This window comes from Amycolatopsis vastitatis (assembly GCF_002234595.1).
GTDB classification, from domain to species: Bacteria; Actinomycetota; Actinomycetes; order Mycobacteriales; family Pseudonocardiaceae; genus Amycolatopsis; species Amycolatopsis vastitatis.
The window spans coordinates 184009-208404 of record NZ_NMUL01000021.1 but is presented as its reverse complement, the minus strand read 5'-3'; the positions used below and the strand labels follow the sequence as shown (position 1 = coordinate 208404).

At 72.2% G+C, this 24396-nt stretch carries 21 protein-coding genes; 10 read left to right on the top strand and 11 right to left on the bottom strand.

Annotated elements, in window-relative coordinates:
• Positions 1–14 precede the first annotated feature (14 nt).
• The 3 genes from CF165_RS21435 to CF165_RS21425 are packed head-to-tail and all read right to left on the bottom strand — an operon-like array spanning position 15 to position 3143.
• Entirely contained in the window at positions 15–947 is a 933-nt protein-coding gene (locus tag CF165_RS21435) for a carbohydrate ABC transporter permease (protein ID WP_093949303.1), read from the bottom strand.
• Positions 937–1821 carry a carbohydrate ABC transporter permease gene (locus CF165_RS21430; RefSeq protein ID WP_093949302.1) on the bottom strand — a complete coding sequence of 295 codons (885 nt, stop codon included), beginning with the start codon at positions 1819–1821 and terminating at the stop codon, positions 937–939. Before CF165_RS21430 ends, CF165_RS21435 begins: the two co-directional genes overlap by 11 nt.
• Positions 1818–3143 carry an ABC transporter substrate-binding protein gene (locus CF165_RS21425; protein WP_093949446.1) on the bottom strand — a complete coding sequence of 442 codons (1326 nt, stop codon included), beginning with the start codon at positions 3141–3143 and terminating at the stop codon, positions 1818–1820. Before CF165_RS21425 ends, CF165_RS21430 begins: the two co-directional genes overlap by 4 nt.
• Positions 3144–3468: 325 nt before the next feature.
• On the opposite strand from CF165_RS21425, the gene CF165_RS21420 reads away from it, so the two are divergent.
• The 5 genes from CF165_RS21420 to CF165_RS21400 all read left to right on the top strand — a co-directional run bounded on the left by CF165_RS21420 (position 3469) and on the right by CF165_RS21400 (position 10260).
• Positions 3469–4212: a FadR/GntR family transcriptional regulator gene (locus tag CF165_RS21420; RefSeq protein WP_240521710.1), complete on the top strand. Its 744-nt coding sequence runs from the start codon at positions 3469–3471 to the stop codon at positions 4210–4212.
• A 111-nt stretch (positions 4213–4323) separates the two neighbouring features.
• Positions 4324–5694: an RICIN domain-containing protein gene (locus tag CF165_RS21415; RefSeq protein WP_167441530.1), complete on the top strand. Its 1371-nt coding sequence runs from the start codon at positions 4324–4326 to the stop codon at positions 5692–5694.
• A gap of 4 nt (positions 5695–5698) precedes the next feature.
• On the top strand, positions 5699–6730 hold the full coding sequence (locus CF165_RS21410; protein ID WP_240521709.1) for a LacI family DNA-binding transcriptional regulator: 1032 nt from the start codon (positions 5699–5701) through the stop codon (positions 6728–6730).
• A 36-nt stretch (positions 6731–6766) separates the two neighbouring features.
• On the top strand, positions 6767–8221 hold the full coding sequence (locus CF165_RS21405) for an arabinofuranosidase catalytic domain-containing protein (protein ID WP_439098514.1): 1455 nt from the start codon (positions 6767–6769) through the stop codon (positions 8219–8221).
• 191 nt (positions 8222–8412) lie between these two features.
• The gene (locus CF165_RS21400) at positions 8413–10260 is read left to right on the top strand and encodes an RICIN domain-containing protein (protein ID WP_093949299.1); all 1848 of its coding nucleotides are present in this window, start codon (positions 8413–8415) and stop codon (positions 10258–10260) included.
• A 14-nt stretch (positions 10261–10274) separates the two neighbouring features.
• On the opposite strand, the gene CF165_RS21395 is transcribed toward CF165_RS21400, so the two are convergent.
• The 4 genes from CF165_RS21395 to CF165_RS21380 form a co-directional block, all read right to left on the bottom strand.
• Positions 10275–12296 carry a glycosyltransferase gene (locus tag CF165_RS21395; RefSeq protein WP_093949298.1) on the bottom strand — a complete coding sequence of 674 codons (2022 nt, stop codon included), beginning with the start codon at positions 12294–12296 and terminating at the stop codon, positions 10275–10277.
• On the bottom strand, positions 12290–12982 hold the full coding sequence (locus CF165_RS21390; protein WP_158226810.1) for a DUF998 domain-containing protein: 693 nt from the start codon (positions 12980–12982) through the stop codon (positions 12290–12292). The genes CF165_RS21395 and CF165_RS21390 overlap by 7 nt, the downstream gene beginning before the upstream one ends.
• A gap of 55 nt (positions 12983–13037) precedes the next feature.
• Positions 13038–13994 carry a UvrD-helicase domain-containing protein gene (locus tag CF165_RS21385; protein ID WP_240521708.1) on the bottom strand — a complete coding sequence of 319 codons (957 nt, stop codon included), beginning with the start codon at positions 13992–13994 and terminating at the stop codon, positions 13038–13040.
• A gap of 114 nt (positions 13995–14108) precedes the next feature.
• On the bottom strand, positions 14109–14684 hold the full coding sequence (locus CF165_RS21380) for a TetR/AcrR family transcriptional regulator (RefSeq protein ID WP_093949296.1): 576 nt from the start codon (positions 14682–14684) through the stop codon (positions 14109–14111).
• Positions 14685–14765: 81 nt separating this feature from the next.
• Here CF165_RS21380 and CF165_RS21375 point away from each other — a divergent pair, with 81 nt between their 5' ends.
• Positions 14766–15452: an SDR family oxidoreductase gene (locus tag CF165_RS21375; protein WP_093949295.1), complete on the top strand. Its 687-nt coding sequence runs from the start codon at positions 14766–14768 to the stop codon at positions 15450–15452.
• On the opposite strand, the gene CF165_RS21370 is transcribed toward CF165_RS21375, so the two are convergent.
• Positions 15442–16503, bottom strand: coding sequence for an epoxide hydrolase family protein (locus CF165_RS21370; RefSeq protein ID WP_093949294.1), 1062 nt, complete (start codon positions 16501–16503; stop codon positions 15442–15444). The genes CF165_RS21375 and CF165_RS21370 overlap by 11 nt on opposite strands.
• A gap of 37 nt (positions 16504–16540) precedes the next feature.
• Between CF165_RS21370 and CF165_RS21365 the strand changes: the two genes are divergently transcribed.
• A complete protein-coding gene (locus CF165_RS21365; RefSeq protein WP_093949293.1) occupies positions 16541–17101 on the top strand; it encodes a TetR/AcrR family transcriptional regulator in 561 nt (186 codons plus the stop codon).
• Positions 17102–17114: 13 nt separating this feature from the next.
• On the opposite strand, the gene CF165_RS21360 is transcribed toward CF165_RS21365, so the two are convergent.
• Positions 17115–18296, bottom strand: coding sequence for an oxygenase MpaB family protein (locus CF165_RS21360; protein WP_093949292.1), 1182 nt, complete (start codon positions 18294–18296; stop codon positions 17115–17117).
• Between the two features lie 223 nt (positions 18297–18519).
• Here CF165_RS21360 and CF165_RS21355 point away from each other — a divergent pair, with 223 nt between their 5' ends.
• Positions 18520–19683, top strand: coding sequence for a TetR/AcrR family transcriptional regulator (locus CF165_RS21355; RefSeq protein WP_093949443.1), 1164 nt, complete (start codon positions 18520–18522; stop codon positions 19681–19683).
• 13 nt (positions 19684–19696) lie between these two features.
• Here the strand turns inward: CF165_RS21355 and CF165_RS21350 are convergent, their stop codons facing one another.
• On the bottom strand, positions 19697–20254 hold the full coding sequence (locus tag CF165_RS21350; protein ID WP_093949291.1) for a CGNR zinc finger domain-containing protein: 558 nt from the start codon (positions 20252–20254) through the stop codon (positions 19697–19699).
• Between the two features lie 167 nt (positions 20255–20421).
• Between CF165_RS21350 and CF165_RS21345 the strand changes: the two genes are divergently transcribed.
• Entirely contained in the window at positions 20422–21105 is a 684-nt protein-coding gene (locus tag CF165_RS21345; protein WP_240521707.1) for an AzlC family ABC transporter permease, read from the top strand.
• Positions 21102–21422 carry an AzlD domain-containing protein gene (locus CF165_RS21340; protein WP_093949289.1) on the top strand — a complete coding sequence of 107 codons (321 nt, stop codon included), beginning with the start codon at positions 21102–21104 and terminating at the stop codon, positions 21420–21422. The genes CF165_RS21345 and CF165_RS21340 overlap by 4 nt, the downstream gene beginning before the upstream one ends.
• An 81-nt stretch (positions 21423–21503) precedes the next feature.
• On the opposite strand, the gene CF165_RS21335 is transcribed toward CF165_RS21340, so the two are convergent.
• Positions 21504–24344, bottom strand: coding sequence for a helix-turn-helix transcriptional regulator (locus tag CF165_RS21335; protein ID WP_093949288.1), 2841 nt, complete (start codon positions 24342–24344; stop codon positions 21504–21506).
• Positions 24345–24396 lie beyond the last annotated feature (52 nt).

The window sequence follows — 24396 nt, the reverse complement described above, 5'->3', positions numbered from 1 at the left end:
TTCGCGTGGGCGGATCAGTGTTTGGTGGCGCCGGCGAGCATGCCGGCGACGAGAAATCGTTGGGAGAACAGGAAGACGACCAGCACGGGGGTGATCGCCAGCAGGGTGGCCAGTGCCAGCACCGGACGCTCGACCGCGAGCCCGGCGATGGTCGGGTTGAACTGCGGGACGTCGTTGAGCAGGGTGCCGAGGCCGACCTGGACCGGGAACTGGCCGCTTTCCGGCAGCATCACGTACGGCAGGAAGTAGTTGGTCCAGTTGGCCACGAAGCTGAAGAACCCGACCAGCGCGACCACCGGCGTGGCCAGCGGCAGGGCGACCCGGCGGAACGCGCCGAACTCCGAGCAGCCGTCGAGCCGGGCGGCGTCGAGCAGTTCGCCCGGCAGCGCGGTGGCGAAGTAGATGTAGGCCAGGTACACGCCGAAGGGGTAGAACGCGTACGGCAGGACGATCGACCACATGGTGCCGATCAGGTGCGCGGTGTTGAGCTCGAGGAACAGCGGCACCACGAGGGTGGCGTTCGGCATCAGCATGACGACCAGGGTCGTCACGAGCAGCGTGCGCCGGCCGCGGAACTCGGTCTTCGCCAGCGCGTACCCGGCGGGGACCGCCACGAACAGCGTGATCACGAGGGCGGCGAACGAATAGAGCGCGGAGTTGCCCAGCCACTTGAAGATCGCGTTGCCCTGGTAGGCGGTCAGCGCGTCCCAGTTGGCCCGGAGATCCGCCCAGGAACCGAAGGAGAGCGGATTGCCGTGCACCAGCTGGTCGTCGGTCTTCGTCGCGGCCAGTACCAGCCACAGCACCGGCAGCACGAAGAACAGCACGAACAGGGCGAGCACGACGCCGGGCACGGGGTTCGGCAGCCGGCGTCGCCGGGGGGCCCGCGACCGGGTGACGGCGGGGGCGCGGACCGGAGCGGCCGGGCGCCGCAGGTCAGTCGGCATCGAAGAACCTCGACCGGGTCACGAACACGGCCGCCACGACCAGGCCGACCACCAGCAGCTCGACCGAGATCGCGGCCGCGGTGCCGACGTCGTTGTTCTGGAAGGCGAAGTCGTAGGACAGCTGGTTGGGGGAGTAGTCCCGGCCGGCCACGCCGACGCTGGCCTGGGACAGCAGCTGCGGCTCGACGAACAGCTGGGTGCCGCCGGCGAAGGCCAGGATCACCATGTAGACGATCCACTTGCGCAGCAAGGGGATCTGGATGCGCCAGGCGGTCTGCCAGGCGCCGGCGCCGTCGATCCGGGCCGCCTCGAGGACGTCGGGGGAGATGGTGTTCAACGCCCCGTACAGCACCACGATCCAGCCGCCGGCGCCGGTCCAGAACGCGATCAGCGTGAACAGCACCGGCAGGTGCTCGAGCGCGACGACCTGGCCGAAGGTGTCGAATCCCAGGCCGCGCAACAGGAACCCGGCCGGGCTGACCGCCGGGTCCAGCATGAACAGCCACACCAGCACGCTGGCGGCACCGGCGAGCGCACCCGGGATGTAGTACAGGAACCGCAGGGCCCGGCTGCCCGCGCCCGCGCCGAGGCGGTGCAGCAGCAGGGCCAGCCCGACGACGAACACCACGAGGGCGGCGAGCCAGAAGACCAGGTACAGCGCGATGTGCCCGGCCGCGGCGGCGAACCGGAAGTCCTGCGCCGCCGTCACGAAGTTCGCGAACCCGGTGAAGCCGCCACCGGCGTCGGTGACCGCGAAGGAGATCGCGTAGCCGGTCGGGACGACCCCGAACGCGAGCAGCAGCACCAGGTACGCGGCGACGAAGACGTAGCCCGCCCGGCCGGACCGCCGCCGGGCGGCCACCGGCGTGCTCATCGCTGCTTGACTTCGTAGCCGGTGGACCGGGCGTAGTTCTCGATCGCGCCCTGCCACGCCGGGAGCAGCGACTCGATGGTCTTGCCCGCCGTCAGGCCCGGGGTCACCGTGGCCGCCCAGATCGCTTCCTGGCTGAACTGGCCGTAGCCCCAACCGGGCCAGACCTGGCCGGCCGCGGCCTGCAGCGGCCCGGCGATGTCGCCCGTGTAGTAGCCGGAGGACGCCTGGTTCGCCAGCCACGTCTTCGCGGCCGCCTGGTACGCCGGGTAGCCGGGGGCGACCTTGCCCTGGTAGTCGTCGGTGGTGGTCACCCAGGTGAGAAAGTCGGTGGCGGCCTTGAGGTTGTGGCTGTGCGCGGAAACCAGCCACGTCCCGCCGCCGACGTTGCCGACCGAGGGGCTCGGGTCGCCGGGCCACTGCGGCATCGGGGCGACGGCGACCTGGCCCGCCGGGACCTTGAAGGTCTCCTTGAACAGCGAGCCGCCGTACCAGGACGGGCCGGGCATCATGAGGATCTTGTCCGCGGAGTTCTTGGCGAAGTCGGAGCTGAACACGCTGCTGGTGGACATGCTGCCGGCCTTGATCACGGTGTCGAGCAGCTGCGCCATCCGGGTGCAGTTCGGGCCGGTGGCGTCCACCGTGACGGCTTTCGGCCCGGTGACCTGGTTGGCACCGCACTTGCTCGCCCACAGGTAGATCTCCGGGGTGAACGTGTCGCCCGCCGCCCCGACCAGGTAGCCGGGGTGCTCGGTGGCCACCTTCCGGCCCAGCGCCTGGTATTCCGGCCACGTCGCCGGAACCTGGTAGCCCCACTGCTTCATCAGCGTCGCGTTGTACCAGAGCACGGTCTGGGAGAGGTCGTTGCGCAGGCAGTACACCGTGCCGTCCACGGTGCACGGGGCGTTGGCGCCGGGCGCCCAGCCGTCCAAAATGGACTGTGGGATCAGGCCCTTGTTCAGCGGAGCCGTGAACCCCGCTTGCCTGGCCCAGGAGACCTCGTTGTTCTGGGAGCTGAACACGACGTCCGGCCAGCCGTTGCCGGTCCGGTTGAACAGGCCGACCTTGGTCTGCAGGTAGTTCGATCCGTTCGCGTCCCCGTCGTAGCTGACGACGTCGAGCTTCGCTTCGGGGTGCTGCTTCTGGTACAGCTGGGTGGCGGCCATCCGGGTCGAATCCACCCACACCGTCAGGGTTCCGCCGTCCTGCGGGGCCGGCGTGAAGCCGTTCTGGGCCGGCGACGTGCCGCCGCCGCTCGCGCATCCCGCCGCGATGGTCATGGCGAGTGCCCCGGCGAGGACGGCCGCGAGATTCCTGCCCCTCATGCGCTGCTCCACTTCGTCGTGGCACCCGCCGGAGGTGCCCGGCAAGGCGGTCCGGTGCAGGATGTGTCTGATTCATTCGACGTCGCCAGCCCGGGTCGGCGATCGAAAGTTTCGAAGCCGGCGGCGGGGTTTTCCCTTGTGTGCTCGGTGATCCATGAGAACAGCGAGGCTGCCCGGCGTCAAGCCATGGGCATGCCTATTGCTCCGTCCCGGGGTCGGCGCCGCGGCGGGAGATGTAATTTTCACCGCGTCCCGACAAAGATTGACGAGATGACGTACTGGCGAGGTAAGGTGCTCGCCAGGCCACTGAGTCATACTCATTACTGTGACCCGTAACGAGGAAGTAGCACCGCCTGTCCCGTACCGCCCCGGCTACGAGGTGGTGGCCGAGCAGATCCTGCGGCTCATCGCCGATCTGGATCTGCGGCCCGGCGACCGGATGCCGACCGAGAACGAGCTGGCGGCGCGGATGGGCACCAGCCGGACCGTGGTGCGGGAGGCCGTCAAGATCCTCTCGGCGATCGGCCGGGTGCGAGCGCACAAAGGACGTGGGCTGTATGTCTCCGACGACGAGGGCATGCTCGGCGGTTCCCGGTGGGGGAGCTTCTTCCTCCCGGCCGATCTCGACCACGTCTACATGCTCTTCGAATTCCGCCGGATCCAGGAGACGGCGGCCAGCAGGCTGGCGGCGGCCAACGCCACCCCCGCCGAGCTGCGCGCGATCGAGGCCGCCGCCGAGACCTGCCGGCACGGCCACCTGACCGGTGAGTCCGTGCTGTTCGACCGGGGCGACGACGACTTCCACGCCGGGATCGCCGCCGCGTCGCACAACCAGTTCCTCGTCGCGGCCGTGCGCGAGGCCCGCCGCCTGCAACGCCAGTCGAACATCATCGGGATGTCCGGCGCGATCGGCGGGCACGCGTCCGAAGCGGTCGAGGAGCACAGCGCGATCTACCGGGCGATCCGTGACGGCGACCCGGACGCGGCGGCCCATGCCGCCGCCGTCCACCTGGACAACACCCTGGAGGACTACCGCCGGGAGATCCAGCGCCGCCTCTTCGGCCGGTGACCGCACCCCGAATCCCGCGAGTGCCCCTCCGGTGATCCGGGGTGCGCGTCCACTGTGGACGACACCCCTGCAGGACAACGATGTTCGATCACCAGAGGGAGCCGTGTGATAATGAATCATAGATCCCTGTTCGCATCCGTCGCGCTGGGAGCCGTGCTCGCGCTGAGCGCGAGCGGCACCGCGCAGGCCGCCGATCCCCAGGTGGCGGCTCCGGCCGCCGCCGCGGCCGCCGGGACCGCGGGCTGCGGCAAAGCGCCCGGGCTCGCCAGTGGCAACCACACGATTTCGAGCGGCGGGCAGAACCGCAGCTACATCCTGCGGGTCCCGAACAACTACGACAACAACCACTCCTACCGGCTGTTCGTCGGCCTGCACTGGCGCGGCGGCACCGCGAACGACGTCGACTCGGGCGGGACCGACGGCTACAACTGGTCCTACTACGGGCTCCGGCGGCTGGCGGACAACGCGGGCAACGGCACGATCTTCGTGGCGCCGCAAGGCAACGGCAACGGCTGGGCCAACCCCGGCGGCCAGGACGTGACCTTCATCGACGACCTGCTGAAGCAGCTCGAAGGGGCCCTGTGCGTCGACACCTCACAGGTCTTCGCCGGCGGGTTCAGCTACGGCGCGGCCATGAGCTACGCGCTCGCGTGCGCCCGGCCGACGGTCTTCCGCGCGGTCGCCGTCTATTCCGGCGCGAACCTCAGCGGGTGCAGCGGCGGCACGCAGCCCGTCGCGTACATCGGTCTCCACGGACTCCGGGACAACGTGCTGCCCATCGCTTCGGGACGGCAGCTCCGGGACCAGTTCGTCCGGAACAACGGCTGTACCCCGCAGAACCCGCCCGAACCCGCGAACGGCAGCCTGACCCACATCGTGACGACGTACTCCGGCTGCCGGGCCGGGTATCCGGTGACCTGGGCCGCCTTCGACGGCGCCGGGCACGACCCGGGCCCGCGGGACGGCTGCACCTGTGACGGCTGGCAGACCTGGACCTCGGGCGAGGTGTGGAAGTTCATCACGCAGTTCGGCCCGTCCACGCCGCCGCCACCGCCGGTCCAGACCGGCGTGAACTACAAGCTGACCGCCCAGCACAGCGGCAAGCTCGTGGAGATCACCGGCTCGTCCACGGCGGCCGGTGCGCTGATCGAGCAGATGACGGCCAACGGTGGCCTCAACCAGCAGTTCGACTTCGTCGACACCGGTGACGGCTACTACTGGATCCGGGCCCGCCAAAGCGGCCTGGTGCTGCAGGTGGCGAACGCGAACAGCGGTGCGGACGTCAGCCAGCAGCCGCAGGCGGCCAACTCCGCCCAGCAGTGGCGGGTGGTCGACCAGGGCGACGGCTCGGTGAGCCTGGTGAACCGGCTGAGCGGCCTGGCGCTGGACGTGTGGGGAGTCTCGACGGCCGACGGCGCGCGGATCTCCCAGTGGACGTTCACCGGCAACCCCAACCAGCGGTTCCAGCTCCAGCGAGCCTGAGCCCGTGTCCACGACTGAGTCTCCCCGGCTGCTCCGCCCCACGTTGGCCGACGTGGCGCGGGCGGCCGGGGTGTCGACGGCGACCGCTTCCCGCGTGCTCAACGGCTTTCCGCGGGTGAGCCCGCAGCGGCGCAAGCAGGTCGAGTCCGCGATGCTGGCCCTGGGCTACGCCCGGCAACGGGCGGCGCGGGCGACGACGTCGCGCCAGACCGGTTCGATCGCGCTGGTCGTGTGCGAGGAAGTGCCGCGGTTGTTCACCGATCCCTACTTCCCGCGGATCGCCGCGGGGGTCGGCCGGGAGCTGACCGCGGTGGGCCTGCAGCTCGTGCTGCTCACCGTCCCGGCGACGGACGACTACCAGGAACCGGTCCTGCGGTACCTCGACGGCGGGCACGTCGACGGCGCGCTCGTCGTCGGCATGCACGGCAGGCGGCCGCTCGACGTGGGCTGGCTCGGCATCCCGGTGGTGTTCGGCGGGCGGCCGGTCCAGGCGGGCCGCTCGGAACGGCTGTCGTACGTGGACGCCGACAACCAGGGCGGCGCGCGGCTGGCCACCCAGCGGCTGCTCGACGGGGGACGCCAGACCGTGGCGACCATCGCCGGGCCGCAGGACATGACCGCGGGCGTGGACCGCCTGCTCGGGTACCGGCAGGCGGTCACGCGGGCCGGCCGGTACGACGACGGCCTCGTGGTGTTCGGCGACTTCGGGCAGGCCTCCGGCGACTACGCCACGTCCCGGTTGCTCAGCCGTCGCCCGGACGTCGACGGGATCTTCGCCGCCTCCGACATGATGGCGGTCGGCGCGTTGCGCGCGCTCCGCCGCGCGGGCCGGAAGGTTCCCGAGGACGTCGCCGTCGTCGGGTTCGACGACCTGCCGATCAGCAGCTGGACGGACCCGCCGCTCACCACCGTGCGCCAGCCGGTGGAGGAGATGGGCGCGCGGATGACCGGCGAGCTGCTGGCGATGATCGACGGCTCGCCCCCGCGCCGGTGCACGGTGCTCGACACCCAGCTCGTGCCACGCAAGTCGGCCTGAGCCATCCTTTGTGGACGGACAACTCGAGGAGGAGCCTTGACCGTTCGTGTGATCGTCGTGGTGGCCGCGATGGTGCTGGCCGCGCTGACCGGTGCGGTGCCTGCCTCGGCGGCGCCGGCATCGCTGGTGAGCGCGGCGTCGGGCCGGTGCCTGAACGTGCGGGGCGGCACCGACACCCCGGGCACGCCGTTGGAGATCCAGAGCTGTGGCAGCAGCCAGGCCGGCCAGGCCTACGAGTTCACCGCGGCCGGTGAGCTGCGGACGATGAACGGCTCGCGGTGCGTGGACGCCTACGGCAACCAGACCTCGCCCGGGACGGCCGTGATCGTCTGGTCGTGCAACGGCCAGGCGAACCAGCAGTGGCGGCAGAACGCCGACGGGTCGATCACCGGCGTCCAGTCGAGGCTCTGCCTGGACGTGACCGGCGCCGGCACGGCCGACGGCACCGCGGTGATCCTCTGGACCTGCAACGGCCAGAGCAACCAGCGGTGGAGCGCCGCGACGCCGCCGCCACCGCCGCCGAGCGGCACGGCGCCGTGCGACATCTACGCGTCGGGTGGCACGCCGTGCGTCGCCGCGCACAGCACCGTGCGGGCCCTCTACGGCGCCTACGCCGGCAACCTCTACCAGGTCCGGCGCTCGTCCGACAACACGACGAGGAACGTCGCCGTCCAGGTGGCGGGCGGGTCCGCCGACGCGGCCGCCCAGGACTCGTTCTGCGCCGGGACGACCTGCGTCATCACGGTGGTCTACGACCAGTCCGGGCGCGGGAACGACCTCTGGTACCAGGGCTCGAGCGTGGTGCCGGGGTCCAGCCAGAGCAGCCCGGCGAAGGCGACGTCGGAGTCCCTCACGGTCGGGGGCACGAAGGCGTACTCGCTGTACATCAACCCCGGCAACAGCTACTGGCGGGACGGTCACCTGACCGGCGTGCCGACCGGCAGCGCGCCGGAAGGGATGTACATGGTGACCAGCGGGACGCACGTCAACAGCGGCTGCTGCTTCGACTACGGCAACAGCGAGACGACGAGGAAGGCCGACGCGGCCGGGGCGATGGACGCGATCAACTTCGGCACGGAGTGCTGGTTCGGCGGCTGCCAGGGATCGGGCCCGTGGGTGCAGGCCGACCTCGAGTGGGGGCTGTACCCCGGCGGCAGCCAGTCCTGGAACCCGAACCAGCGGGCGCTGCCCAGCAAGTTCGTCACGGCGATGCTGAAGAACAACGGCACCTCCCGGTTCGCGCTCAAGGGCAGCAACGCCCAGTCGGGCAGCCTCACGACGATGTGGGACGGCGGCCTCCCCGGCGGCTACAGCCCGATGAAGAAGCAGGGAGCCATCATCCTGGGCAGCGGCGGTGACTGCTGCAAGCCCGGTGGCGGGGCCAACCTGAGCGCGGGGACGTTCTACGAAGGGGCGATGGTCGCGGGCTATCCCTCGGACGCCACCGAGAACGCAGTGCAGGCGAACGTCGTCGCCGCCGGCTACCGCTGAGCCGGCGCGGCGGACCGAAGGGGGCCTTCCGTGAGGGAGGCCCCCTTCTTTCGCGGCCTGCCTCGGGGCGAACCGGTTCGCCTCCGTTTGGCCTATTGTCGGTGAATTGCCTGCAGCGTACGTTCCTTGGAGGTCGAACCGGTTCGATGACTGGGTCGTCTCCCGCACGTCCACCGCCAAAGGAGTCGTCTGTGGACCTCTCGCGTCAGCGGCCGCGCGTCCGCCGCGGCCTGGCCGCCCTGCTGATCACCGGAGCACTGACCGGTGCTTCCACCGTGGCTCTCTCCGAACCGGCCCTGGCCGCGGACGAGTCGGTCTCGGTCGACTTCTCCGTCGCCGGCGGCTCGCCGTCCTACCGCGCTTCCGGCTGGATCTACGGCATGACCGAGGACGCTTCGGCCCCGGCAGACCACTTCTACCGCGACGTGAAGTTCCAGGCGATGCGAGCCGGTGGCGCGCAGCTGGACAGCCCGGGCGGCTGGGTGTCGGGCCGGTACGACCGGCGGTGGAACGCCACCCGCGCCCAGCTGCTGCGCACCCGCTCGCTCGGTGGCCAGTTCGTCCTGCTGGTGCACGACCTGTGGGGCGCGGACGGCTACCCGATCTCGCGGTTCCCCGGCGACAACGGCGACTGGACCGACTACGACAGCTTCCTCACCCGCTTGATCAACGACGTGCGGGCCACCGGCGCCCCGGTGGAGTGGGACCTCTGGAACGAGCCCAACATCACGCTGTTCTGGAACCGCCCGCAGAGCCAGTACTTCGCCATGTGGCAGCGTGCGTACCAGCGGATCCGGGCCGCGTTCCCGGCCCAGCCGATCGTGGGCCCGAGCCTCGCCGGCGTCCCGTCGACTTCGGCGAGCTGGTGGACGCAGTACCTCGACTTCGTCCGCGGCTCCGGCACGGTGCCGGACATCGTGAGCTGGCACTCCCTGCCGGGTGATCCGGTGGCGAACGTCGCCGCGGCCGACGCGTCCCTCGGCTCGCGCGGGATCCCGCACCCGCGTCCGTACCAGATCAACGAGTACGGGGCGTCGAACGAGCAGAACCCCGGCGACGGCTCGTGGTACATCGCCCGGCTGGAGCGGGCCGGTGCCGACGGCCTGCGCGCCAACTGGGCGAGCGCCGGGAACCTGCACAACGACCTCGCCAACCTGCTCGTCCGCACCTCCGCGGGCCAGTACCAGCCCAAGGGCGAGTGGTGGGTGTACCGGTTCTACGGCTCGCAGACCGGCACGGTCGTGGCCACCACGCCCAGCGGGTCCTACGACCCGTTCGCCACGAAGGCGAACGGCGTGGCGAAGGTCCTGGTCGGGGGCGGCGGCACGACCGGCAACGTCGCGGTGGCCCTGCGGCGCCTGGACACCACCGCCGGGATCGTCCAGAACAACCAGGTCCGGGTGCTCGTCCAGCGGATCCCGTACAACGGTGGCGCCGCGGTCGCCGGCCCGGTGACCGTCCAGAACTCGGTGGTGAACGTCTCCGGTGGCGCGGTGACCGTCAACGTCCCGCACACCAACGCCGACGACAGCTACACCATCACGCTGCTCCCGCCGGGGGACGCCGGTTTCCCGTCCGTCGCCGTCGCCCAGCACTCCCAGCAGTGCCTGGACAACACCGACCTGGGCACCGCCGACGGCAACCGGCAGCAGCAGTTCCCCTGCGAGGGCGGTGACCAGCAGCTGTGGAACTTCCGCCCGGTGGCCGGCGTCGCGGGCACCTACACGCTCGCCAACCAGCAGTCGGGCAAGTGCCTCGAGGTGGCCGGCGCGTCGACCGCCGACGCGGCGGCCGTCCAGCAGGGCAGCTGTTCGGACGGCGCCCAGAACCAGCAGTTCACCCTGCGCAAGGTGACCTACAGCGGCAACGACTCCCACGACTACCAGCTCGCCGCGCGGCACAGCGGGAAGTGCGTCGACGTGAACGGCGCCTCCACCGCCGCGCGGGCGCAGCTCATCCAGTGGCCGTGCCGGGCGGTCACCCAGGGCAGCCCGCTCAACCAGACGTGGCGCCTGTGGGGGATCGCCCCGGCCGGCTGACCGCCCGACGCCGGTCACGCGACGCCGGACGAGAGCGCGGGGATGACCGGGTGGACGGCGATGTCGGCGTAGACCCCTTCGAACTGGTCCAATGTGGACTGCAGGTCGTGCGCGCCGATCAGGTCGAGGCTGGCCTCGCCCATCGCCGTCCTGGCCCGCTCGTCGGTCAGGACGGCGGTGAGCAGCCTGGCCAGCTCCGGCGCGTCGCCGGGCGGGTAGAGCCAGCCGTTGCGTCCCGGGTGCACGAGGTGGGGGAGGGCCATCGCGTCCGCGGCCACGACCGGCTTGCCCGCCGCCATCGCCTCCATGGTCACCAGGCTTTGCAGCTCGGCGGTGCCCGGCATGCAGAACACGGCGCACCGCCGGTAGGCCCGGACCAGGTCCTCGTCCGGGACGAACCCGTGGAAGGTCACCCGCTCGGCGATGCCCAGCCGGGTGGCCAGCGCCTCCAGCCTGGCGCGTTCGCTGCCGTCGCCGACGAGCTCCACCCGTACGTGCGGTGGCAGCATGACGGCGGCTTCGAGCAGCTCGTGGACGTTCTTCTCCGCGTCCAGCCTGCCCACGAACAACACGGCAGGCGCGTCGGCGGCACCCGTCGGCGGGCCCGCGTAGTGCGCGCGGTCGATCCCGCAGGAGATCGCCATCACGGGCCGGTTCAGGCCGTTGCGCTCGAGCAGCCCGGCCGCGCGGGGAGTCGGGGTCGTGCAGACCGTGGCGCGGCCGAAGACCCGGACGAGGTCGTGCCAGGCCAGCCGGGCGAGGGGACGGTGGGTCCAGCGGGGCAGCGGACCGTAGCCCAGCAGGTTCTCCGGCATGAAGTGGTTGGTGGCGACCACCGGGATGTTCCGTGCCGCGGTGGCGGCCCGGACCGCGCTGCGGCCGATCAGGAAGTGCGCCTGGGTGTGCACGACGTCGGGGTCGATCCCGTCGAGCAGAGCCGGCACGGCCTTGGCCGTGCGCCACGGCGGGCAGATCCGGAACGTCGGGTGGAACGGCGTGCGCACGGAACCGATCCGGTGGACGGTCACCCCGCCGGTCGTCTCGGTGAACGTCTCGCCGGTGGGTGACGGGCAGACGACGTGCACCTCGTTCCCGCGGGCGGCCAGCCCGGACGCGAGCCGGGAGGCGAAGTTCGCCGCGCCGTTCACGTCCGGCGGGTAGGTGTCCGCGGTGATCGCGATGCGCAGTGGTCCCTCGCGACGCGGACGGCCGACGGACGCAGGTTCGGCGGGCGCCGGCAACTCGCGGGCGAGGAGCACCAGCCCGGCGACGGCGACGACCCCGGGCACGGCGATGCCGGCCAGCTGGCCGGGTGTCATCTCGCCGTAGGCGAAGACGCCGATGAGGACCGCGCTCAGGGGGTCGGCGGTCGTGGTCGCGCCGGCCACGACCGGGGCGGGACCGCAGGCGTAGGCCTGGTGCAGCAGCCACGCCCCGGCGAGAGTCGCCGCCACCGCCTCGGCGATCACCATGGCGGCGGTCGCGCCGGTGAGCGGGGCGACCGCCGCCGCCCGGACGAGTGCCGAGGTGAACCCGAAGAGCACTGCGGTCGCGAGCGCGAGGAGCAGGCACCGGGCCCGGCCCCGGGCGAACCGGGCGGCCACGGCCAGTCCCGCCGCGGCGAGCACGGCCCACTGCGCCGTCCCGAGGCCGGGGGCCGGCAGGGCGGGGTTCGTCGTCATCGCGGACAGCGCGACGAATCCCGCCACCCCGGTCACGCTCATGGCCAGCGCGGCGAGCACCGCCCTGGTGAGCGCGGTCCTCGCGAGCAGCACCGTCAGCACGAGGGTGAGCACGCCGATCGGCTGCACCACGGCCAGCGGCGCCATCGTGAGGGCGAGGACGTGCAGGGCGGCGCCCAGCCCGGCGAGCCCGATCCCGGCGTACCAGCCGGGGGTGCGCAGGATCGTCCGGATCCCGGACAGGCCGAGCTCCGGGCCGGTGGTCGCACCGCGGACGGCTCTGTGTTGCAAGTGGACGGTGGCGGCGAAGCAGCACGCACCGGCGGCCGCGAGACCGATGGCCAGTGTCAGCATGATTTCCTCTCGGAACGCAGGACGGCGAGGGCCGGCTCGCCGAGCAGGACGAGGTAGACGACGAACACCAGCCGTTCGGTCAGCCCCTGGAACAGCGGGCCGTCGAAGGCGCGGGACGGCGCGAGCAGCACCGGCAGCTGGCTCAGCAGGAACACCGCGAGCACGCCCCAGGCCCAGCGGGTCTGCCGCCGGATCCGCCCGGCGAGGCCGCGGTGGGCCGGGTGGGCCGCCGCGCTCCGGGCGAAGAGCCCGGCCGCGGCGGGCAGGCTGACGAACAGCACCAGGCCCGCGCAGCGGTGAACCTCGGCGGAGAACGTCATCGGCGCGCCCGTGGGCGTGGTGGGGAAGAAGGCGCAGAGCGCCAGCCCGGCGCACCAGCAGCACCCCAGCGCCACGATCGGCCGGGTCACCGGCAACCCGGCCCGGGACAGGCCGCCCAGCAGGCATCCGGTGCCCGCCGCCATCGTCAGCACGCAGACGGCGAAGCCGGTGGTGTCACCGGAGAGGGCGTAGTCGCTGATGACCTGCCGGACCGGGTCGACCTCGGCCGCCCGCGCGACGTGCAGGACGAGCGCGGTCGCCACGGACAGGCCGAAGCACACGAGCGCGGCGATGGCCCACGCACCCGCGTTGCCTCGCCGGAGGGACACGGGCGCGGGACGGGCCCGGGATTCGACGGAGTACACGATTCGAATCTCGGGCCCGCGAATGAAAGAACGTTAAGAACCGCCGCCGAGCCGGTTAAGAAAAGCCGAGGGCACCCGCACGGTGAGTTCCGCGCCGCCGCCCGGTGCCGCGCCGGCCGCCACGCTGCCCTCGTGCGCCTCGACGATCTGCGCCACGATGGCCAGCGATGGCCAGCCACCGGTTCGCCTCGGCGGCCACGCCGTCCCCGAACCGGAACGAATGCGACAACGCCAGCTGGCGGCCCGCGAAGCCGGTCATGACGTCGCGGGCGCCGCGCCAGCCGTAGATGGCCTGCGCGGAGTCTCCCACCATGACCAGCTGGGCGTGCTCACCCTGGGCGAGGAACACCTGCTCGACGACCGGGTTGGTGTCCTGCGCCTCGTCCAGCAGGAAGAAGTCGCCGTAGAGCCGCGGCCGGGTCAGGGCCCACATCTTCAGGTAGTGGTCGTGCTTGAACGGCACCCGCCCGCGCTCGGGGTTCTGCAGGTCCGCCCACATCCGCTGGGCGTAGGGCAGCACCAGCTGCGTGAGCTGGTCGTGCAGGTGTTCCTCGCCGATGCCCTTGAGCCAGGGCACGTGCTGCCGGGCGAGGGTCTCGTCGGCGGAGTAGCAGTAGAGGATCACCGTGCGCTGGGCGGCGTAGCACAGCGCGGCGGTGGTCAGCTTCCGCTCGCCGATCGTCACTTCCATGGTGATGCCCAGCGACCGCGCGAGTTTCGCGGTGGCCATCCGCGGGTGGTTGAGCCGGTCCTGGTAGCGGTGCCCGACCGCCTTGAACGCGAGGCTGTGCGCGGTCGAGCAAGCCACGTTCGGGCCGAACAGGCGGCGGGCCTCGGTCGCGATGGCCTTGTTGAACGCCAGGTACCGGCCGCGGCGGCGGGTGCTCGCGCCCAGCATCGTCAGGGTGGTCGTCTTCCCGGTGCCCGCACCGGCCTGCAGCACCAGGTGCGCACCGGCGCGGAACGCGTCGACCGCGGCCCGTTGTTCGGACGTCGGCGGGCGTGCGGGCATCGGGTCTCCTCCCGGGGGAAGCGGCAGGGCGGCCGATCGAACGATTACATGCCGATCCGGGGGATTCGTACCGCCATCCCGGCCGTACGTGTGTTCGCGGTGCTCCGGAGCTGATCACCCCGCCCGGTCGAAGAGGATGTGCCGCAGCACGCGGGCCAGGTGCTCGGCGAGCGCGGGCGCGGGCATCTCGGCGAGCGGTCCCGTGCGGGCGATGTACCGGTTGACCGTGACGCCGATGAGCTGCGCGCCGAGCATCGCGACGCGGGCGGCGGCGTCCGGGCCGTCGATGACTTCGCGGTACGCCCGGATGCTGCCGGCCTCCATCGCGCTGTACAGCTTCGCCGCCGCCTGCTGGTCCGAGGCGATGCTGCGCAGCAGGACCACCAGGGGGTCGACGGCCGCGTTCGCCTCCATCCGTGCCACGTAGGCGTGCGCGACGCGGTCCGGCAGTGTCTCCGGGTCTCCGGCGATCACCTGGTCCAGCTCCCGGTGACCGGGCACCGCGGCGAGGAACAGCTGCTCCTTCGACCCGAACTGCCGCAGGACGAGGCCGTGGGTGACGCCGGCGCGTGCCGCGATCTCGCGCACCGTCGCCCTGGCGAATCCTCGTTCGCCGAAGGACGTGCGGGCCGCATCCAGGATGGCCTGGCGGTGGCCTTCCGGGTCGCGTCGATGCGGGCGCCTGTTCACGCGGCCTAATTTACCAAGTGGTCATCAACTCGCTATGCTCGCTAATGACCAAGTGGTCAACATGTCTCGAGGGGAACTCGCATGAGCACTCTGATGATCATCGGTGGCACGGACGGGCTCGGCCGCTTCATGGCCCAGCGGCACGCGGACCGGGGTGGCACCGTGGTGATCGCCGGCCGCGACGCGGGACGCGCCGAGGCGGTCGCCAAGGAGATCGGGCCCGCGGCGACCGGTATCGGCCTGGACCTCGCGCGGCCGGAGACGATCGCCGCTTCGGCGTCCGGCGTGCCGTCCCTCGACCACCTGGTGATCACGGCCAGCCACCAGCGCCCGAACACCTTGCGGGACTTCGACATCGCCGAGGCCGTCACCGCGGTGACCACCAAGCTGGTCGGGTACACCGAAGCCGTCAGGGTGCTGCGGGAGCGGTTCACGCCGGAAGCGTCGGTCGTCCTCTTCGGCGGCCTGGCCAAGGAACGGCCGTATCCGGGCTCGACCGTCGTCACCACGTCCAACGGCGCGGTCACCGGCCTGGTGAAGACGCTCGCCGTCGAGCTCGCGCCGCACCGGGTCAACGCGATGCACCCGGGACTGGTGGGCGACAGTCCCCGATGGCGCGACGCCGCCGTCGGGCAGGTCGTCGAGCGCACGCCGATCGGGCGGCTGGTCACCATGGCGGAGATCGCGGACGCCACCGACTTCCTGCTCCGCAACGGCGGGATCAACGGCCACGACCTCTTCGTCGATGGCGGATTCCTTACGCGGTGACGGTTCCGGCTCGACGGCCGAGCTCGACCGCGCGGTGTACGTCATCCGCGTAGGCCTCGGGCTGTTCCCAAGCCGCGAAGTGACCGCCGGCGGTGTGCTCCACGTAGTCGTGGACGTTCAGGAACGCTTCGGCGTAGCTCCGCGGCTCCGGTTTGGTGTCGTGGGGGAACACCGACAGCACGGTCGGCGTCTCGATCCGGCCGGGGAGCGTGACCGGTTCGGCGTAGGTGGCGAACGAGGTGCCGATCGTGCCGGTGACCCAGTAGGCGGTGACCCAGGTGAGCAGTTCGTCGGGCGTGAAGGCGGCTTCGCCGGACCAGGCCTCCAGTTTTTCGACGAGCCAGGCGGCGAGGCCGGCGGGGGAGTCGCCGAGGGCCACGGCGAGGGTGTTCGGCCGCGTCGACTGCTCGGCGATGTACCCGCCCTCGGTCCGGAACCACTGTGCCGCCCGGCCGAGGTAGGCCGCCGCGTCGGGCGCGAGCTTCGCCGGGTCCGCCGCGAAGGCGTGCTGCGGGGCGACGTTCGTGAGGTGCAGGGCGGCCACGCGGTCCGGGTGCTCGGCCGCGAGGAGCTCGGCGACGGTCCCACCGACGTCACCACCGGAGAGCGTGTAGCGCGAGTAGCCGAGTTCGCCGAGGGCGTCCGCGACGATCGTGGCGATCCGGGCGGCCGACATGCCCGGCGCGGTGAGCGGGGCCGCGAACGGGAAGCCCGGCAGCGCCGGAACCACCACGTGCACGTCCGTGAGCAGCGGCAGGACGCGCTCGAACCGCAGCACCGAGTCCGGCCAGCCGTGCAGCAGCACGACGACCGGCGCGCCGGGGTCCGCGGACCGCTGGTGGATCATCCGCAGTTCGGTGCCGCCCGCCCGTGTCGTCGTCCACGGCAGCTCGCCGATGCGGCGCTCGTGCGGACCCCAGTCGTAGCCGCCGGCCCAGTGTTCGAGCAGCTCGTCGAGCCTGGTGGCGCCGATGCCCCGCGTCTCGTCGTCCCGCCACGGGGTCGTGACACGGCGCGTGCGCTGGAGTCTCGCCCGGATCTCTTCGGTCATGTGTACGACCATACACATCTTGTGTATTCTCGTACACATGACTTCGCGCAACGCGGCCGCGACGAAACAGCGGATCCTCGACCAGGCGAAACGCCAGTTCGCCCAGCACGCGTACGCGGCGGTCACGGTCAAAGGCGTGGCCGACGCGGCCGGCGTGTCGCCGAACCTGATCACGCGCTACTTCGGCGGCAAGGACGGCCTTTTCCTGGCGGCGACCCGGGTGGAGATCCCGGTCGCGGACTCGTTCGGCGGCGACCGGTCCGAACTCGGTTCGCGGCTCGCGGCGAGCATCGTCCGGCGCTGGTCCGGTCCGCCGGGGGAGGACCCGCTGCTGGTGCTGCAACGCGCGTCCGGCGAACGCCCGGAGGCGGCGGAAGCGCTGGCCGCCTTCCTCGACACGAACTCGCTCGAGCCGTTGCGGCGCTACCTGCGCGACAGCGGACTGGACGACGCCGACGCCCGCGGCCGCGCCGCGGCGATCGACGCGTTCGTGCTCGGCGTTTCGACCCGGCGCCGCGTGCTGCGTTCCGAACTCGGCGACCCGGCCGAACTCGAGGCCTGGCTGGGCGCGACCATCCAGCGCCTCGCCGACGGATGACGTACAGCGGGGTTCAGGCGCCGGGCCGGTTTCCGGTGGGGATCGTGATGGGTGTGCTCGTCGGGGAGGTGCCCTTGTTCAGGAACAGCATCGCGAGCGCGCGCAGGAACTGGTCGAAGAGGTAGAACCCGGCCGGCGCGATGGGCAGCAGGCCCTCGCGGAACGCGATGTAGGCCGGCCAGCCGGTGCGGATCAAGACGGCCGCGGCGTAGTCGCGCGGCAGGCCGAGCCAGTCGCCGACGGCGTCGCTGAGCACGTAGCGCACGAACTCGTTCAGGAAGCCGCGGGTGACGCCCAGGTCGATCTGCGCGGTCAGCCCGAGCAGGTCCGCGGCCAGCTCCTTGCCTTCGGCCGTCGGGGCCAGGAGCGGGGTGAGCACGTGCGCCGACTGCGCGTCCGCCTCGGCCCAAGTCTGGGGGATGAACTCGTCCCGCACGCCGAGCAGGTGGATGGCGACCTGCCACTGGTGCAGGAACGCCTCTTCGTCGGCGGCCGACATCGGGACGTGCCATTCGAGCAGCTTCCGGTGCACGAAGGTGCCGAGGCTGTGGAAGGTCACCAGGATGTCGCCGTTGCTGATCGGCACCTGCTCGTCGGCGGCCGCGCGCCAGTGCGGCGACCGCGGCAGCAGGTGGCGCACCGCGCCGTGCACCAGGCGCGTCTTGTTGGCCGTGACGACGAACTGGCCCGAGGGCTCGAACGCGCCGAGCTCGCTCAGGTCATAGCCGAAGGTGAACGTCTTCGCCGCGCGGTCCTGCATGTTCGCCCCGCCCGCGGACCAGTACACCGACCTGGCTTCGCGCGGGATGACCGTGCTCATGATGCCGCTGCCGAGGCCGTAGAGCAGGAACAGGTAAGTGTCCTTGCGGCGGTTGAAGTCGGCGGCGCGGCGCAGCTTGGCGGGGTCGGCCCAGGACGGCAGCCGGTTGGCCCGCCGGAGGTGGGCGGCGAGGCCGTCCGGCAGGCCGCCGGGCAGCGGGTCGCCGTTGTTCACCCACGGCCGCAGCGCGGTGTTGACCGCGGGGACTCCGCCGCTGTCGACGAGCCCCGCCATCAGGGTGTCCACCTCGTCGTCCCAGACCCACCACGGGTCGGTGCCCGCGGCCGACGCCCAGGCGGGGACGGCACCCGCCACGCTCGCCAGACCCAGCGCGACGCCGAGCGAAAGAGCGTTCCTCCGGCTGAGATTGCTCATTTACTTACCTAGCTTCCTTGATAGGTGAGTGCAGGTGCTGGCGGTGGCAATCGGGCGTGTCCCCACGACGTCGGGAGGAGATTCTTCATTAACATAGCGAGGCGGTCCGCCCGTCGGCAAGGCACGCCCGGTCTGAATCGGTCCGCGGCTCGGGAACCGCGTCACTTCGTGGTTGACTGGCACCCATGGCCCCGTTCCCGTGCCCTTCGCCCCGGCCGCCGCGGTGACCGCCGAGCCGGCCGCGGCCGTCCGGCCGCGCAACCGCAAGCAGCTCATCGTCGAAGCGGGCGCCACGGTGTTCAGCGAGCGCGGCTACCACGCGGCGTCCATGGAGGAGATCGCGGCCGGCGTGGGTATCACCGCGGCCGCGCTGTACCGGCACTTCCCGAACAAGTACGCGCTGTTCGCCGAGTGCGCGAACGTCATGGTGGACCGGCTCGTCGCGGCGCTCGGCGACGTGCCCGCGGACGCCGCGTTGGCGGACGTCTTCGCCGCCGTCACCCGGGTCACCGTCGCCCACCGCGGGACCGGTGGCGTGTACCGGTGGGAGGCCCGCTACCTCAACGCCGAAGACCGCCGGGTGCTCCGGGGGAAGTTCGCGCACGTCGTCGGCCGGGTCGCCGAGGCGGTGCGGCGCGAATACCCGCTGCCCGGCGAGCACCTGCGGGCCGTGGCGGCGCTGGGCGCGATCGGGTCCATCACGATGCACCACAACTCGATCGGCCGGCGCCGGGTCGAAGACCTGCTGCGGGCCTCGGCCCTGCGCGTGGCCGCGACCGACACCGTGACGGCCGCCGCGGACGCGCGCCTCGTCGAACTGCCCGCCCGGCCCGTGCCCCGCACGCGGCGCTCGGAAATCCTCGAGGCCGCCGTCCCGCTGTTCGAGCGGGACGGCTTCGCCGCCGTCACCAACGGCATGATCGCCGAGGCCGTGGGGCTGGTGCCGTCCGCGCTCTACCGGTACTTCCCGGGCAAGGCCGACATCCTGGCGGCCGCGTGCCTGCAGGCCGCGGGGCTGCTGGCCCAAGCGGTCGAACAGAACCTCCGCCGGACAATCGGTCCGCACGACGCCTTGGCCGCCCTGACGGCGACGTACGTGGCGTACAGCTTCGAGCACAGCGCCCTCAACAGCGTGGCCGACGCCGAAATCGCCGGCTTGCCGGCCGCCCTGCGCCGCCCCCTGGTCGCCGCGCAGCGCGAGCACATCGCCGTCTGGGAGCAGCACCTGCGGCAGGCCCGTCCGGAACTCGACGCGCGGCAGGCGCGGGTGCTGGTGCACGCCGGCTTCGGGGTGGTGGTCGAGGCCGGACGTCGCTTGCGGTGGCAGGACAGTGCCGAGCACCGGGCCGCCGTGGCCGCTTTGGTGATGAGCGCGCTGGACCTGTGATCCGGGCTGGGGCTCAGCGTGCGGCGGTGCCCGCGGCCTGGCGGGCGCGGTAGGCGCGCATCTTGTGCCGGGCGCCGCAGACGGAGGTCTCGCACCAGCGGCTCACCGCGTTGGGGGAGCGGTCGTAGAACGCCCACTGGCAGTCCTCCGCGCCGCACGTCTTCAGGCGGGACAGGGAACCGTCGAGGCGGGCGGTGACGACGACGGCGAGCACCCGGGTGATCGCCGCGTCCAGGGACGTGGCGCAGTCGCCGGCGAATTCCGCGCCGGGCGGACCCGCCTGCAGGAGCGGACGGGTGCCGGTCCTGGCCAGTTCGCCGTTCAGCACGCTCACCGCGCCGGGCACGCCCGCGCCGCCGCTCAGGAGCTGCCGCAGCGCCTCGCGGAGCCTGCGCACGCGGGTCAGGTCCGCCTGCGCCGGCCGGACCGGGCGGGGCAGCCCCTCGGCTTCCAGCCACGCCACCAGGCCGGCCGGGGTGCTCAGGTCGTCCCGGTCTTCGAGCAGTTCGCGCGTGTTGACCAGGCTCTGGACCAGGGTGAGCGGGGGCGGGGCCGCGGGGCGTGGAACCATGCCTCGACGTTACCACCATTCGTCGGTGTGGGTTACGCCGAAGGCGGGAAAATGCCGAGTGTTTCGGGGTTTAAACATATTTGACCGGGGGTAAGCAGCGTGCTCGAGTTACCAACAGATGGCTTTGCTAGTAACGTCGAGGCTGTCGAACCCGAGGAGGGAGCATCGTGACCGAAACGACCACCGAACCCCGTCCACTGGGCAGGGTCGTGCGCCCGGTGCTGCCGGTGGCCGCGGCCGACCTGGCGGACGGCATGGCGTTCGGCGCGCTCGCGGCCTCCGTCGGCATGGGGGTGCTGGCCCCGGTGGCCATGTCGCTGCTGGTGTTCTCCGGCAGCGCCCAGTACGGCGCGGTCGCCGTCATCGCGCAGCACGGCTCGGTCTGGGCCGCGGTCGGCGCGGCGGCCGCGCTCAACGCCCGCTACCTGCTGATGGGCACCACGATCGCCCCGGCGCTGACCGGGTCCGCCTGGTCGCGAGCGGGGACGGCGCTGCTGATCACCGACGGCTCGTGGGCGATCGCCCAACGCGGGGAAGGGCGTTACGACCTGCGGACCCTGCGCGTGGCCGGGTTGCTGTGCCTGTGCGGCTGGACCATGGGCACCGGGCTGGGCGCCGTCCTCGGCGACGCCATCGGCGATCCCGGGCGGCTGGGACTGGACGCGGCCTACCCGGTGTTCTTCCTCGGCCTGCTGCGCTCGCACCTGAAGAACGCGCGCGCGTGGGGCCTGGCGGTCCTCGGCGTCGTCGCCGCGGCCGCGCTGGTCTTCTGGGCGCCGCCGGGCATCCCGGTGCTGGTGGCCGGGGCCGCGGGCGCCGTGGCGGGCGCGATCCTGGGGGTGCGGCGATGACGTACCACTGGACGATCGTGCTGGCGCTCGGCGTCACCGCGCTCACGTTGCGGGTGGTCGTGCCGCTCGCGGCGGGGGGACGGGAACTGCCCACCTGGCTGCGCAACGCGCTGACCTGCGCCACTCCGGCCCTGATCGCCGGCTTGGTGGTCACCCTGCTGTGGCCGTCCTCGGGTGACGTGTCGTCGCTGCGGACGCTCACCGCGCTGGCGGGGGTCGGCGCCGGGGTCGCCCTGCTGGCGGCCAAGCGGTCCATCCTGACCGCGATGATCGGCGCCGCGGTCGTGACCGCCCTGCTGCGGCTGGCGTTCGGCTGATTCCTTCGTCGGGTGCGGAAGCGCTATCGGAAATCGCAGAAGGAAATCCCGAAGATCGATGATGGCCTCAGGTGACCGGGCTCATCGGTCCTTCGGTTCGGCTGGCAGGCGGCTCGCTATCCCGCCGCGCCGCGATACGCCGAGCTTGGTCAGGAGCCGCCCGACGTGGACGGCGACCGTTTTCGGGCTGACGTAAAGGGCTTCGCCGATCTGGCTGTTCGTCAGTCCCTGCGCGACCAGCTCCGCGACCTGCCTTTCGCGGGCGGTGAGCGTGTCGTCCGCCGCGGACTCGTTGCGGCGACGCGGCTGCCGGGCGTTGACCCGCCGCTGCGTGCGCAGGGCCAGTTCCACCTGCCGCGGCGCTCCGCATGCTTCGAACAGGGCACACGCCTCGCCGAAGTGCTCGCGAGCGCGGTTCACGTCCGCGGCCGCCCCGAACGCGGTACCGGCGACGACGTGGGCCCGGCCTGCCTGCACGCGGTCACCCGCCCCGCGCAACAACTCGACGGCTCGCACGGCGGCGTCCGCCGCGCCGAGGGGATCGGTCAGTGCGTGCGCTCGGGCGAGGTGGGCCAGGCCGGTGCGGCGAGGCAGCCCGGCGGCCTGGGCGAAAGCCCGGCCGGCCCACTCTTCGGCTTTCTTCGCGTGGCCCAGCGACGCTTCGGCGGCTGCGAGGGTTTCGTACCAGTTGCCGCGCTCGACCGGGTAGACCTGCCACAGGTCCGGCCCGCCACCCCCGCGCACCATCAGCTCCACGCACGTGGCCGCGTCACCGGCGAGGAAGCAGGCAACGCCGAGTGTGCCCGAGACCAGGCCGATCTCGGGAAGCTTCGCCTCCTCGGCGAGAGCCAGCGCTTCCTTGCCCAGGCGGACCGCCGCCTCCGCGTCGCCGACGGTGATCGCCAGCATGCAGTGGCTCCGCAACGCGAAGCTGTGCAGCGCGGGGCTGCCGGTCAGGTGCGCCGAATCGCGTTCGTCGGTGAGGTGGCCGGCGGCCCGGTCCAGGTTGCCCAGGACGAGATCGACCCCGCCGAGCATCGAGTACAGGTGCGTCACCACGTGGCTTTGCCCGGCCGCCCGCACGATCCGCAGTGCCCTCGTCAGGTGCCGGACGGCGTCGTCGAGCCGCTCGTGACACAGCTCGGCCGAGCCGAGCAGGGCGATCGTTTCGACCGCCGACGCCAGGTCGGCGTCCCGCGCGGCGTCGACGAGCATCGCCGACTCGTCCAGCCAGGCCACGGTGCGCTCGTCCACCCGGCCGAGCACATGGCTGTGCAGGGCGCACATGGCGAGCGCGCAGGCCACCGGAGGACGGCCGGGATGCCGCCTCGCCGTCTCCAGCGCCTCCGCGGGCCAATCACGGTGGTCCCGCTCGGCCCTGAGCACGACGCCGTTCGCCAAGCCGAGCTTGAGGTCCAGCGCGGCCCGCCCGTGCTGGTCGGCCAGCGTCGCCAGTTCGGCCAGCAGCTGCGCGCGGGCCTCGACGTGCCGGCCCATGAGCCGTTCGATCAACGCGCCGAAGGCCGCGATCCGCGCGTGCTGCTCGGTCAGCTCGGCCGGGAGCAGCTGCCGGAGTTCGTGGAGCGTGGCCCGGCATTCCTCGAACTGCCCGGTCAACCCGTAGGCGTGTGCCCGCATCACCAGCAGCTCCAGCCTGCCCGGATCCAGCCGCAGCGCGGCCTGGAGCCAGTGCACGGCGGCCGCGGGCGCGCGGTGCAGGGCGGCCGCGGCCGCCTCCCGCAGCACTTCGACGGCCGCCGGGTCGCCCGGCGCGGCCGATCGCTCGACGTGGTGCGCCAGTTCCGTGGCCGGCCAGCCGCCCGCGCGCAGCATGGCCGCGGCCCTGGCGTGGGCGGCCACCCGCCAGCCGGCGCCCGCGGCGTCGTAGGTGACCCGGCGGACCAGCGGGTGCCGGAACTGGAACCGGCCACCCGGCTCGGTCACGCGGAGGAGGTCCCGCCGGACGAGATCGTCCAGGACGGGAAGAACTTCGGCGAACTCCGCATCGGCGGTCTTCGCGATGAGGCCGGCGGGGACGCCGTCACCCGCCACCGCGGCGGCTCGGACCACCACCAGCTGCTCGGGTGACAAGGCGTGCAGTTCGGCGAGAAGCGCCGCTTGCACGGGTTCCGGGACCTCGGCCGGCACCGCGCTTTCGACGTCTCCCACGTCGGCGCCGGCGTAGGGACCGGCCAAAGCCTGGACGTAGAAAGGATTTCCGCCGCTGGCCGCGTACAGCTCCTCCTTCCGCGCCGCGTCGCCCGGTACCGGCAGCAGTTCGTCCACCTCGGCGGGCGTCAGCGGTCCCAGCTCGATCCGGAGGACGTCGCCGTGCTGCGCCAGCGCGCGGCGCAGCAGGCTCGGGGCCTGCCGGGGCCGGTGCGCCACGGCCAGCAGCAGCCGGCCCTCCGGCGGCCGGCGCAGCAGGTGGTCGACGACCTCGGCGGTGCCTTCGTCGGCCCAGTGCAGGTCGTCGAGGATCACCACGAGCCCGGTGGGAGCCGCCAGCGTTTCCAGCAGCCCTCGCACCGCGCGGTGCACGCGATACCGTTCGGCGGGCGAGGTTTCCAGCGGTTCGGCCTCGGTGGACAACGCCGGGAACGTGGTCCGCAGCAGGCCGGCCTCACCCGGACCCAGCGCCGCGAGACGGCCGGGGCCGACTTCCTCCAGCGCGGTGCCGAGGACGGAGAACGGCACATGCCGCTCGGCTTCGGCCGCCCGGGCGGACAGCACGAGCCACCCGGCTCGCCGTGCGCGGACCGCGAGCTCGGCGAGCAGCCGGGTCTTGCCCATCCCGGGCTCGCCGACGACCTCGGCCGTCCCGGCGACGCCGGTGGCCGCCTCGGCCAGGAGCTGCTCGAGCTGCCCGAGTTCCCGGTGCCGGCCCACGAACGGCGGTGCCGGAAAGCCGCTGCCGCCCATCGTTCAGGACACCGCCCGTCGCGGGCGCCGTACGCACATCTGCGGATGCTAT